At 49.4% G+C, this 12,620-nt stretch carries 11 protein-coding genes; all 11 read left to right on the top strand.

Annotated features, from left to right (window positions below; all coding sequences use genetic code 11):
• The first annotated feature begins 235 nt into the window (after positions 1-235).
• Positions 236-1,255, top strand: coding sequence for an amidase domain-containing protein (locus AC3WTJ_RS30020; RefSeq protein ID WP_492524832.1), 1,020 nt, complete (start codon positions 236-238; stop codon positions 1,253-1,255).
• Positions 1,256-1,299: 44 nt separating this feature from the next.
• Entirely contained in the window at positions 1,300-2,445 is a 1,146-nt protein-coding gene (locus tag AC3WTJ_RS30015) for a D-alanine--D-alanine ligase (protein ID WP_407870369.1), read from the top strand.
• A 6-nt stretch (positions 2,446-2,451) separates the two neighbouring features.
• Positions 2,452-2,769: a hypothetical protein gene (locus tag AC3WTJ_RS30010; protein ID WP_127455084.1), complete on the top strand. Its 318-nt coding sequence runs from the start codon at positions 2,452-2,454 to the stop codon at positions 2,767-2,769.
• 582 nt (positions 2,770-3,351) lie between these two features.
• Positions 3,352-3,642: a hypothetical protein gene (locus tag AC3WTJ_RS30005; protein WP_157323413.1), complete on the top strand. Its 291-nt coding sequence runs from the start codon at positions 3,352-3,354 to the stop codon at positions 3,640-3,642.
• An 83-nt stretch (positions 3,643-3,725) separates the two neighbouring features.
• Entirely contained in the window at positions 3,726-4,682 is a 957-nt protein-coding gene (gene uvsE / locus AC3WTJ_RS30000; protein ID WP_492524831.1) for a UV DNA damage repair endonuclease UvsE, read from the top strand.
• Between the two features lie 101 nt (positions 4,683-4,783).
• Complete coding sequence (gene fabI / locus AC3WTJ_RS29995; RefSeq protein ID WP_127455090.1) at positions 4,784-5,554, top strand: enoyl-ACP reductase FabI; 771 nt, start codon at positions 4,784-4,786, stop codon at positions 5,552-5,554.
• 218 nt (positions 5,555-5,772) lie between these two features.
• Positions 5,773-6,633, top strand: a complete 861-nt coding sequence (locus AC3WTJ_RS29990) for an inositol monophosphatase family protein (protein ID WP_492524830.1) — start codon at positions 5,773-5,775, stop codon at positions 6,631-6,633.
• 196 nt (positions 6,634-6,829) lie between these two features.
• Complete coding sequence (locus AC3WTJ_RS29985; RefSeq protein ID WP_492524829.1) at positions 6,830-7,807, top strand: sugar kinase; 978 nt, start codon at positions 6,830-6,832, stop codon at positions 7,805-7,807.
• Positions 7,808-7,839: 32 nt separating this feature from the next.
• Positions 7,840-8,502 (top strand): bifunctional 2-keto-4-hydroxyglutarate aldolase/2-keto-3-deoxy-6-phosphogluconate aldolase, encoded by a 663-nt coding sequence (locus AC3WTJ_RS29980; protein ID WP_157323405.1) that lies wholly within the window; start codon positions 7,840-7,842, stop codon positions 8,500-8,502.
• A 4-nt stretch (positions 8,503-8,506) separates the two neighbouring features.
• A complete protein-coding gene (locus AC3WTJ_RS29975) occupies positions 8,507-9,388 on the top strand; it encodes a DinB family protein (RefSeq protein ID WP_492524828.1) in 882 nt (293 codons plus the stop codon).
• Between the two features lie 221 nt (positions 9,389-9,609).
• A complete protein-coding gene (helD, locus tag AC3WTJ_RS29970; RefSeq protein ID WP_492524827.1) occupies positions 9,610-12,021 on the top strand; it encodes an RNA polymerase recycling motor HelD in 2,412 nt (803 codons plus the stop codon).
• The last annotated feature ends 599 nt before the right edge of the window (positions 12,022-12,620 follow it).

The following is a 12,620-nucleotide window of genomic DNA, read 5'->3' as shown; positions in this document are numbered from 1 at the left end:
CCCTAACTCAAGTATAGCGTTTCGCTGTGTTTGAGTAAAGATTTATTTCAATCATTTTTACCATCCAAATGTCATATATTGAATCAATTCAAAGCAAATCGGGCTCGTCCTATGATGACTGTTATTTTGCCGCAAACATGTGCTTTCCATAAATAAAAGTTTCAATAAAGATTGAATCCGGTAAGCCGCGGCGCACACAACTTTCCTGCCAAAACTTTTTAGGAGGGTAACCCCGATGTCCTGGAAAACAGCGCTCTACAATTACGTCCATGCTAAAAATCAGTCAGAGCTCGAAGGCTCCGCAGCACCGCTCCAAGCCTACTTGTCAGACAGCGCTTATGTACGTAAGCAGGAGGTCAGGGTTCGCAGGCTCCTGGAAAGTTTTCGCGATCGCGATGCCAAGCTGCTGCGAGGGGAAACGAAGCTGCGCCTTACCGGCGTTAGAGAATCGGCGCATGGCGTTATTGCGGATATCGTGTTGCACCGGTTTATCCACTATCGCATCGGTTCCATCGACCACATGGAGGAGCGCATTGAGCCGGAGCGAGTTGTGATTGACAGCGCAGCGGATCGTTGGCAGGTTAGAAGTACAGAGTCCCTGCAGGGAGAACAATCGCTTCCGAACAAGCCGCGGAGCGTCTTTTTCTCTGAGCAGGCGGATTTTGTGGAAGGCCTTCGCAGAGCACCGTCACTGCCGTATATCAACCATAGTATACTCAACAGCGGAGCCCAGGAATTCGTTCCGCGCAAAATCATTTATAACCGCGACAAAGCCGTCCAATATGCGGAAACGTGGTGGCAGACGCCGAACCCGAAATATGAGCAATTCGAAGTGGATTGCACCAATTATGTGTCTCAATGCCTCTTTGCAGGCGGGGCTCCAATGGACTATACTGGGAAAAGGGATTTGGGTTGGTGGTACGCTGGCAAAAGGGGCAACCAAGAGTTATGGAGCTTCAGTTGGGCGGTTGCCAATAGCCTGCAATCTTTTTTGGCGCATAGCCGCAAAGGGCTGCACGGTCATGAGGTTCATGACCCGCGCGAACTGCAGCCTGGCGACACGATTTGCTATGACTGGGACGGCGATGGCCGGTTTCAGCATAATGTTATTGTGACGGGCAAAGATGCGAATGGCATGCCACTTGTCAATGCACACACGTATAATAGCCGCAATCGTTATTGGGCTTATAAAGATTCGCCAGCATGGACGGAGCGGACCAAATACTTCTTCGTTCGGGTTGCAGATGAAATGTGAACGTAATATTTTGAAGGAATAGAACGACTAGACGGAGGTACGCAATGAGCGGCAAAATAAGAGTTGGACTAATTTATGGGGGGAAATCGGGGGAACATGACGTTTCTTTGCAAACTGCAATGGCCGTTATGAAAGCCGTAGACTTCACCAAATATGAAGTGGTACCGTTTTACATTTCCAAAAAAGGGGAGTGGAAAAGCGGCGCACCTCTCTTGGCACCCGTTGCATCGAAAGAGGAATTGACCTTCAGCAGCGGAGACTCCGCGAATGCACCTGTTTCTAATGCTCTGGCACCTATTTTCGGGGCTGTCCACGCGAAAGGCGATGTAGCGATCTCTTCCGCCGCGGCAGCTGGAACGAAGGAAGCGAGCCTAGATGTTGTTTTCCCGCTTTTACACGGTACATTTGGTGAAGACGGGACGATTCAAGGTTTATTGGAAATGGCGAATATTCCTTACGTAGGTGCAGGCGTGCTTGCTTCCGCCGTCGGCATGGATAAAGTCATGATGAAGAAAGTTTTTGCGCAAGAAGGACTTCCGCAATGTATTTTCCGTCATTTCACACGGACGGAGTGGGAGAAGAATCGCGCGTATCACCTCATTGAGCTGGAAACTGCGATTGGGTATCCGTGCTTCGTGAAACCGGCTAATTTGGGTTCCAGCGTCGGTATTTCCAAAGCGAGAAATCAAGAGGAGTTAATTCAGGCGGTTAGTTTCGCCTTCCAATACGATCGCAAAGTCATTATTGAAGAAAATATTGATGCCCGCGAGATTGAAGTTGCTGTTCTTGGGAATGATGAACCTCAAGCGTCAGTTGTCGGTGAAATTGTATCTTCGAACGAATTTTACGACTACAAAGCTAAATATGTCGACGGTAAATCCGCGATGGTCATCCCGGCAGATATTCCGGCCGAAACAGCTGAGCAAGTTAGACAGCTGGCCGTTCAAGCTTTCTTGGCTGTTGATGGCAGCGGCTTATCCCGCGTTGACTTTTTCTTAGGCAAAGCTGATCAAAAGATCTATATCAACGAAATCAATACGATGCCAGGCTTCACGCCTTACAGCATGTATCCGCTGTTGTGGCAGGAATCCGGCAAACCCTACACGGAATTGCTGGATGATCTCATTCGTCTGGCGGTTGAGCGGCATACAGCGAAGCAAAGTATCCAATATTCTTTTGATGTGGAGTAGATGCTAATGGGATTCCAAACGGAGTTTAACTCGGTCTGTAAGTTCAAGTCCGCGCAGGAGCTCTTCGAGCTGCTGGAGTACGGCCGCGGCAAAATGGTGAAAAGCGGCTTCCGCGTGTTCCCGACAGGGCAGAAGGTCATCGCCTACACGCCTGATAATCAAGCGATCGCCATTGTCAAAATCCTTGCTTCGATCGCGGAAATCAATTTCCAAGGTGAAGAAGTAACGCAAGTGGAGATGGAGCTCGTTCGTCGGTTGACGGAAGAAGAGGCGCAGGTACAGACGAAGCTTGCTCATGAGATGTTTTTTGGTGAGCATGCTTAGTTGGCGGTAGAGGAAAAGGGAGACATCGTCCGTTAGGGACGGTGTCTTTTTTTGATTGGCGTCTCCTCGAAGCCCGTGGGGTTTTAGGGGCGTGCTTGGCTGCACAAAGTGCAAACATTTTGGCCCCCTCGACCTTCCCTTGGCCTCCCTGGCACCATGGCGAGCTTCATTGCACTTTGTGCAATTTGAAAGCGGATTATTGCTCGCTATCGCTCCCTTCGTTGCACAAAGTACACTCATTTTGGCGCTTGCAGCCCGAAAATAGCAGTTTGCAGGCTGTAATGTTGCACAGAGTACAATATAGGGGAGGGTTGAGGGGGAATTGTGGTCATTATGTTGCATATAGTACAACGAGGCCAACTGAAACGCCGAAAAACAACGCTAACATGACGGGAACGCCTGCCTTGGACGATACAACGATAGATAAACGTGTTTTACATCGATTCAGCGAGCAATTTTCCGGTTGAAACCCACCACAAGGTTTTCCTCACAGATAGGTACTATAAGAAATTAGTACTTATTCTCCAATCCAGCCAGAGCTACAATTAAAGCAGTAGACTTCACAGCAAGGGGATGAACAGGATGAAATTTACCGCCTACTGGCTTTTTAATATCGTGCTCGGCATACCGACGCCGTATGTGCTTATTTATATGATTTTCGGCTTCTATGGATTCATGGCTCCTTCTTCAACCGAACAAAAATACATGGCGGCAGGGGCGCTGCTCCTGTATCTTCTTGTATGGCTGTTTGGCAATTTGCTAACTTTGCGAAAAGAGGACCGCGCCACTAAGCTCGGCATGCTTGCGCTAAGTCCGTTACCTATAGCCATTACGGCTTTTTGCGGTTTTAAAATCATTGCTGCACTTTCCTAGCAGCGCTTAATGAATGTGGCTACTGGAAAAAGGGTAACCTAACACAGGATTTTTACCTGAACTTTCTTGGGGGTTACATGTGCATGATTATTCGCCTTGGGTATGTGGCGATGTCGACGGTTGTCAAAAACGCTTCACCGTCTAAAACAATGACAGTCACGAACTTCAGCAAGCTGCTGGATCGGGAGGCTGCCATCCGGAAGTTGGAACGCTTAGGTGCGGAAAACTTGCATAATACATTAAGATTGCTGCGTCATAACCGGGCTCACGATATCATGGTGTTCCGTTTCTCGTCTAGATTCATCCCCCTGATTGGGCATGAATTGTTAGAGGACTGGGACCCGATTCCAACGCTATCGGCGGAATTCGAGGAACTAGGCGCCTATGCGAAGCAAGCGGGTATGCGCGTGAGCTTCCATCCGGACCACTTCACGGTCCTGAGCACTCCAAGAGAGGATGTGCTGCAGAAGTCCATCCTGGATCTGGAACGGCATAACGCGATGCTGAATGCGATGGGGCTTGGCTCAGAGGCTATGTGCAACATTCATGTGGGCGGTTCGTATGGAGATAAAAAGAAAGCCGCGAAGCGATTTATCCAAAACTTTTCCACGCTGCGTCCCGAGATTCAAAAGCGGATTACTCTGGAGAACGACGATAAAACATTCAATGCGCTAGAGACTTTAGAAATTGCTGAAACAGTAGGAGCGCCAATGGTTCTGGATGTTCACCATCATGCCGTGAATAACGAGGGCGAAGATGCCGCCGAATTGTGGCCGCGTATTCAACAAACCTGGACAAACGGACTCCCGCCGAAGATTCACGTCTCAAGCCCCAAAAGCGAAACCGATCCAAGAAGCCATGCCGATTACGTGGAAGCAGGGCCTCTTCTTGTTTTTCTGCGTGCGATTGCCCCTGTTACCCCAAGGCTCGATATCATGATTGAAGCCAAGATGAAGGATGAAGCGCTATTTCGTCTTATGGAAGATTGTAAGCTCGAGGAAGGAATCGTTGTGCTCGATCAAGCCTCGATCCAGCTGTAGCGCTTCAGATTTATTTCTTGAATTGTTTGGCAAAATGGGGTACTTTTGAGATTGGGTATGAATGACGTTTAATCCAATGTTGAGAGGGGTTTTTCACGGCCATGAGTCAACTGTTAACAGGAAAAAATATACTTGTCATGGGTGTTGCCAATGATCGCAGCATCGCATGGGCGATTGCTCAATCCTTAGCGGCACAAGGAGCAAATTTGGTCTTTACGTTTGAAAATGAGCGTGTTGAGGAACGCGTGCGCAAGCTCGCTGATACGATTCCAGGTTCTACGCTTATGCCTTGTAACGTAACGGTAGACGCTGAAATTGATACGCTGGCTGATACGCTTAAAGCGAAGTTTGGTGTCGTTCATGGCCTTGTACATAGTATTGCTTTTGCAAGAACGGAAGAATTGGATGGACTGTTCGTTGACACATCGCGTGACGGCTTTGCCTTAGCGCATGACATCAGCGCATATTCCCTTGTTGCCGTTTCCAAACGCATTTATCCGCTTATGACAGAAGGCGGCAGCATCATGACAATGACCTACCTTGGCGCTGAGCGCGCAATGAAAAACTACAACGTTATGGGCGTTGCCAAAGCGGCATTGGAAGCTTCCGTGCGTTATCTGGCGGCAGACCTCGGTCAATTCGGCATTCGCGTGAATGGTATTTCCGCAGGTCCGATTCGTACCTTGGCTGCCAAAGGCATCAAAGATTTCAACTCGATTCTGCGTCAAGTAGAAGAGAAAGCTCCGCTGCGCAAAACGACGGAAACAGCAGAAGTTGGCGATACAGCGATGTTCTTGATGAGCAACCTGTCCCGAGGCATCACGGGTGAAGTTATTTATGTTGACGGTGGTTACCACATCGTTGGGATTTAAGCTATTATAATGTCTAATGATAATCAAGAAACCGTATTGCCTACGTGGCAGTATGGTTTTTTTATTTGTAAAATGTCTGAAAATCTCCTTTTTTTATTAATAAATGTATAAATGTACGAATATTTTGGGATGAAACGCACTAGTATTTAAAACGTATAATTTACTATACTTAACTTACTTCTAAATCTAAATAAATAAAAAAGAAAGAGTTGATATAAGTGGTAAATGGTGAGGCGGAGCCGTTCGTCATCGGCAGTAAGAGTTTTACAGCAGTGGCTATCAATACGGCAGCCAAGGCTGGGCAATGGATCAAGAGCAAAATGGGCGATATCAGCCGTATTGATACGAAATTTTCTTCTCAGGACCTGGTGACCGAAGTGGATAAAGGGTCGGAAAAGCTTATTCGCAACTTGATCATGACGCATTTCCCGGATCATTCCATTCTCGGTGAAGAAGGCGTGGAGCCTGGTCCGGAAGCATCGGCCAAAGCACTTCAAGCCATGAGCGAGGAAGAATACTTATGGATCGTAGATCCTATCGATGGAACAACGAACTTTGTTCACGGGTTCCCGTTCTTCTCTGTTTCGATTGCACTCGCGCACAAGGGTGAGATTATTGTCGGTGTCGTTTATGACCCGTCTCGTGACGAACTATTCGTTGCTGAGAAGGGGAAAGGCGCTTATATGCACGGCAAAAAGACAGCCGTATCGCTCGATGGACAGCTGTCCAGCAGTCTGGTTGCAACAGGTCTTCCAGCAGATCGCAATGGCGCATTACCGATTAACCTGAAAGGTATTCAAGCGTTATCTCCCAAAGTGCGCAACCTCCGGATCGCAGGATCCGCAGCGCTTCACTTGGCTTATGTAGCCTCAGGACGCCTAAGCGGCTTCTGGGAAATTGGTCTGAATGCTTGGGATATTGCAGCTGGCGCGTTGCTGATCCAAGAGTCGGGCGGCAAGGTGACCGATACCGAAGGCAGACCTTACAATTTGGCGGTTCGCAACATACTGGCTACCAACGGCCAGATTCATGATGAGCTGCGGCAAGAGTTGGTTAAAGCCGAAGCTACCGGATTTTAGCTATCCTATGAGATAGAAGAAACCTGAGACATACGTCTTGGGTTTTTCTTCAGTTCCCTTATACATAGAAGAAGTGCTCTCTTGTCAGATTCTAATCTTACTATCTGGTACAAACGGTAGTTATAAACTATAATATGAGATATATGCATTATTTAAACGTTTCAATTAACGATCAGGAAATGGATGGAGAACTTATATGACGACGAATACACAATCGCAAGCGGTTACCGGACCTGACATTATTACCTTTGGCGAAACAATGGCGCTGTTGATGCCTTCCAACGGCAAAGGATTGGAGTACTCGTCTGAACTGCATAGCTTGTTTGGCGGTGCGGAAAGCAACGTGGCGATCGGAGTATCCCGCCTTGGAGGCAAAGTAGGCTGGTTTGGACGTCTTGGCAAAGACCCGATGGGCCGTTTGATTTACAAAAAAATTCGCGGCGAAGGTGTCGATGTTTCCCGTGCAGAACTGACGGCAGAGGCGCCGACCGGGCTTATGATGCGCGAAATGATCATGGGCAAAACGTCCGTCTACTACTATCGCAAAAACTCAGCGGCAAGCCAGATGAGCGTTAAGCATCTGGATGAAGGCTACATTGCTGGAGCTAAAATCCTTCATATCACGGGCATCACACCGGCGCTCAGCGAATCTTGCAAAGAGGCTGCGTTTGAAGCGGTTCGATTGGCTCGTAAACATGGCGTCAAAGTTAGTTTCGACCCTAACCTGCGGTTGAAACTTTGGGGGATAGACGAAGCGCGTCCCGTACTTCTAGAGCTTGCCAAGCTGGCGGATATTTTCCTGCCGGGCCTTGATGAGCTGAAGCTGCTCTACCAGACGGAGGATTGGGATGTCATTGTGGGCAAGTTGCGTGAATTGTCCGCTGTTTCCATCATCAAAGGCGGAGAGAACGAAACTTACGTCGTAACCAAAGATTCAATCACAGCGGTTCCATATTTTAAAGCGGAGCAAGTGGTGGATACGGTTGGCGCAGGCGATGGCTTTTGTGCGGGATTTTTGGTAGGCTTGTCCAAAGAGTACGACTATGCGGAAGCGGTGCGTATCGGTAATCTGGTGGGCTCCTTGATTGTGCAAACCGAAGGAGACTGGGAAGGCGCTCCGACTTGGGAGCAAGTAGACGCAATTCTTAACGACGTTAAACATATAGAACGCTAATTCCATGCTTGCATAAGAAGGGGAAGATTCCATTGAAAAAATTGAAACTTGTTCAGCAAATATCAAGTGAAGGCGTCGTAGCCGTCCTGCGTGGAGAGACGCCGGAAGAAGTAGTTGAAATGGCGGATCAAGCCATTGCAGGAGGTATCAAAGTCATCGAAGTCACGATGACGGTGCCGTTCGCGCTGCGCGCAATCGAGGAGCTGGCGAAGCGCTACTCGAGTACAACGCAGGACGCTTCCAAATACGCGATTATCGGGGTGGGCACGGCCCTAGACCCGGAGACAGCGCGTGCAGCGATCCTGAGCGGGGCCGAGTTCGTTGTCGGCCCATCGCTTAACCCGAACACGGTTGCACTCTGCAACCGTTACCGTGTACCCGTCATGCCGGGCTGCATGACCATTCAAGAGATTCAAACGGCGCTGGAGCTTGGCGTCGATATCGTGAAGCTCTTCCCCGGCAATCTCTACTCGCCGGCGATGATTAAGGCCATTAAAGGTCCGCTGCCGCAGGCGAACATTATGCCAACAGGCGGGGTCTCGCTGAGCAACCTCGGCGAATGGATTCAGGCCGGCGCAGTCGCCGTCGGCATCGGTTCCGATTTGACCAGCGAAGCGGTCAAGACAGGCGATTACAGCCTGGTGGCCAAGCGGGCTGCCCAATACATCGAGGCCTATCGAGCGGCCAAGAAGTAGAACGATGGCAGATAACGGGGCGAAGCTGCTATTGCAGGTAGATGATCTTCAGGCATCGATTGCCTTTTATACACAACAACTGGGCTGGGAGCTGCTCGAAAGGGCGGCTTCCGGTCCTGTTGCATTGCTGCGAATCACGACCGACTATGAGGCTGTATTAATTCAGCAAACACCGTCTGCTCAGCATCTAGCGGAAACGCAGACTGAACTGGCAGCAGGATGGCTGCAGAACAAACACTTTACTCCCAAGAAGGGAGATCTCATCTACATCGGCGTAACTTCAGTGAATGCTGTGGAGAGTAATCTCCAAGCCAAAGGCTGTAAGGAGCTGCGAAAAGAAGAAAATCCAGGCCACATTCGTAAACTTTTTGTACCAGACATCGATGGATATACGTTTGTATACTGGGAGGAGCTGCCGGCTACCCATACTGAGATTGTAGACATGTATGCAGCGGGTGCTGACGAATTGGAACGTGCAATAGCGGGATTGACAGAGGAGCAGTTGAACAAATCGCTAGCCCCAGGCAAATGGTCTATCCGCGAGCAAGTCCTACATTTGATCGACCTGGAGCTAGTTACGCTGCATAAAGTGAAATTCGCTTTGGCGGAGCCAGGGCGTGCCTATCAAGGCAACAGCTTTTCACAGGATGATTGGAGCATAGGATTGGATTACCGGAATCGGCCGATTCATGCGGAAGTCCAGTTGTTCCGGGTTATGAGGCAGCATATTCTTGGACTGTTCGAGCATTTGCCCAATGCACTGGAGAGAACCGTCATCACGAAAGATCGTCAAGAGTCTGTGGCACAGTTGCTAAAAATGATGGCAGGCCACGCAGAGCATCATATCCGTGCCGTGAATGAAATTTGTGAGCGGTATGATTGCTGACAAACGAGGAGTCAGAGGCTAGAAACTGAAGTGAAAAAGAACGCCAGAAAACCCCAGGTCATAAACCTAGGGTTTTTTATTGATTTTTGGAACATAACTTGTTAAAATAAAGATTGATTCAAATGATTTTAAACATAAACAGTTTTATCCTAATTTAATTATAGCACCAAAACAACCTCCATGTCAAATCGTAATTAAATGGTAAGAAAAGAGGCGTTGAGATGAGTCTGACAGATCAAGCAAGAGCAGCAGAGAAGCAAAGAGTGCAGGAAGTTACAGAGAAGATAACCGTCAAAATCACGGAACTGGAGGAGCAGGTCGGTCTGGTTCAATCTGATGTTGTTGAGATTCGTAAACATTATTGGGACGAAGTCACGATGGATATGAGTACGGCGGAAGATGCGGTAGAATCTATCGCCAGTATGAGGCAGCAATCAGAGGTACTTTCCGAGCGGGAACGGACGCATCGGCAAGCTTCCAAAACACTAGGCAAGCTGAGAAGGCTTGTCCAGTCTCCTTATTTTGGCCGAATCGATTTCATTGAACGCGGTGAGCGGGAAGAAGAGGCTGTATATCTGGGCATTGCGTCTTTTCTGGATGAGGAAGCAGGTCAGTATCTTATCTACGATTGGAGGGCCCCCATCTCCAGCTTGTATTACGATTTTGCACCTGGAGAAGTCGCATTTCGTACACCGAATGGCACGGTAGAGGGTCAAATGGTTTTGAAACGGCAATTTGTCATTCGTGACCGTCAAATCCATCTGATGTTCGACACTGGCGTGACCATCGGCGATGAACTGCTGAAGCAAGTACTCAGCCGGAGTTCGGATGCGCAAATGAAGACAATCGTTGCAACGATTCAAAAAGAGCAAAATCGTATCATCCGCAACGACAGCGCCCAAATGCTGATCGTACAAGGGGCAGCAGGAAGCGGCAAAACATCAGCCGCGTTGCAAAGAGTCGCTTACCTCCTCTATAAGCATCGGGATAAGCTGAGTTCGGATCAGATGGTTTTGTTTTCGCCAAATCCGCTGTTTAATCATTATGTATCTACGGTGCTGCCGGAGCTAGGCGAAGAAAATATGCAGCAAACAACCTACCAAGCTTATTTGGAGCATCGTTTGGGCGAAATGTTTGAGGTAGAGGACTCTTTTACACAATTGGAATACGTTTTGACGAGAGGCGGCCTTGAACATGTGTCTGAGAGAACGCCAGTGATGGGGGAAGCCTATGAAGCTCGTTTGAGCGGAATTTATTATAAATCTTCAACTGCTTTTCTTGCCGTCATAGAGGCTTATAAGAAGCAGCTTGAGCAAATGGGGATGTTATTTAACCCTATTAAGTTTCGCGACAAAGAGGTGCTTAGCGCGGCTCGTTTGGTGGAGCGGTTCTACAGCTATGATTCCGCTATTCGGCTTCCTAACCGTTTGGAGCTCATGAAGGAATGGATATTGGGGCAACTGGATCTCTTCGCAAAGGTGGAAATCGAGGAAGCTTGGCTTGATGAGGAGATTGAGCTTCTCAGCAGTGATGAGTACCATCGTGCGTATATTAAGCTGCGCAAAATGGAGGGGGAACGTGATTCCTCTTTCGACGATTATGACCAAGAACGGCATCTGCTTGCTCGAAACGTCTTGAAGGAGCATCTAAAGCCTGTTCGAAGCGCGGTGAAGCAGCTTAAATTCGTTGATATGATTGGACTTTACGGGCAGTTGTTTAGGGAGGGAGCGGAAGCGGATAAAAGGGAGCTGATAGCCGACAAGCCGCGCTATTGGTCCGAAATCTGCGGGCGGACACTGGAGGAGCTGGCGCAAGCCAGGCTGCCTTACGAGGACGCTACGCCGTTCTTGTACTTGATGGAAGCTGTCTGCGGCTTCCAGACGAACAGCGCTGTGCGCCATGTCATTATCGACGAGGCGCAGGATTATTCTCCGTTTCAGCTGGCTTACCTGAAACGGCTCTTCCCGCGCTGCCGCATGACAGCGCTCGGCGATTTGAGCCAGGCGATCTATTCGCACGCTTCCGCGTACAGCGAAATCGATCCGATCGCCGCTCTGTACGGGCCGGACCAAACGGAAGTCATCCGTTTGGTCCGCAGCTATCGCTCCACGCGCGAGATCGTGGAGTTCACCCGCGGCATCGTGCCTGGCGGCGATGCCATAGAGCCCTTCACCCGCGCGGGGAGTAAGCCGCGGGTAATCCAGACCAGCGATCGCGGAGCGCTGCATAGCCTGCTGGCAGCCGAAGTGGAGCGGCTGCTGGATGAAGGCTATGCCTCCATCGCGATCATTACCAAGACCGCGAGCGAGGCTGAGCTCGCGCATCAAGCCCTTACGCCCCTTCTGCAGGTGCCGCTGGGGCGTGTCACCAAACACAGCCCGACGTTCGAGTCGGGCGTGCTCGTCATCCCTTCGTATTTGGCGAAGGGGGTCGAATTCGATGCCGTACTCCTTTATGATGGTTCCCATCATCAGTACGGCCATGAGAATGAGCGCAAGCTGTTTTACACGGCTTGCACCCGGGCTATGCACGAGTTGTGTATTTTCGCGCTTGGGGACCCGTGTCATTTTATCACGAGCCAGCCGCAGGATACTTATGTACTTACGGACAGCGCTGAGGATGTTCTTAATTAGGATGGAAGGATCTATCGGCACTATCCCCAAGAGTCAGGAGATTATCGTGGATAACAACAGAGATCGGTTCTGTGAATGGCTTTCAGAAGCTCCTGAGTGAGGGGGATAGCGTCTATAGCTGCGTTTCAGGTTGTGTGAGTTGAGTTGTTGAGTCCCTGAGTGAGAGGGATAGTATCTATAGCTGCGCTTCGGTTTTGTAAGTTGAGTAGGTGCGCACCTGAGTGAAAGGGATAATGCCAATAGTCAGCATGAACCGCGAACCCGCGGATTCAAAGTACCCGGTACCGCACATCATAGGGTGCGCAGTAAACCGGGAAAGGTACTATCGGCACTATCCCCAAGAGTCAGGAGATTATCGTGGATAACAACAGAGATCGGTATCTGTAAATGGCGTTCAGAAGCTCCTGAGTGAGAGGGATAGCGTCTATAGCTGCGTTTCAGGTTGTGTGAGTTGAGTTGTTGAGTCCCTGAGTGAGAGGGATAATGCCAATAGTCAGCATGAACTGCGAACCCGCGGACTCAAAGTACCCGGTACCGCACATCATAGGGTGCGCAGTAAACCGGGAAAGGTACTATCGGCACTATCCCCAAGAGTCAGG

Source organism: Paenibacillus sp. FW101-FHT12H11 (assembly GCF_058790355.1).
The sequence above is the reverse complement of the archived record's forward strand: the minus strand, read 5'-3'. Positions and strand labels throughout refer to the sequence as shown.

Coding starts and splice junctions, on each gene's coding strand:
- AC3WTJ_RS30005 (WP_157323413.1), top strand. CDS start 3,352: ATGAAATTTACCGCCTACTGGCTTTTTAATATCGTGCTCGGCATACCG.
- AC3WTJ_RS30020 (WP_492524832.1), top strand. CDS start 236: ATGTCCTGGAAAACAGCGCTCTACAATTACGTCCATGCTAAAAATCAG.
- uvsE (WP_492524831.1), top strand. CDS start 3,726: ATGATTATTCGCCTTGGGTATGTGGCGATGTCGACGGTTGTCAAAAAC.
- helD (WP_492524827.1), top strand. CDS start 9,610: ATGAGTCTGACAGATCAAGCAAGAGCAGCAGAGAAGCAAAGAGTGCAG.
- AC3WTJ_RS30010 (WP_127455084.1), top strand. CDS start 2,452: ATGGGATTCCAAACGGAGTTTAACTCGGTCTGTAAGTTCAAGTCCGCG.
- AC3WTJ_RS29985 (WP_492524829.1), top strand. CDS start 6,830: ATGACGACGAATACACAATCGCAAGCGGTTACCGGACCTGACATTATT.
- AC3WTJ_RS29975 (WP_492524828.1), top strand. CDS start 8,507: ATGGCAGATAACGGGGCGAAGCTGCTATTGCAGGTAGATGATCTTCAG.
- fabI (WP_127455090.1), top strand. CDS start 4,784: ATGAGTCAACTGTTAACAGGAAAAAATATACTTGTCATGGGTGTTGCC.
- AC3WTJ_RS30015 (WP_407870369.1), top strand. CDS start 1,300: ATGAGCGGCAAAATAAGAGTTGGACTAATTTATGGGGGGAAATCGGGG.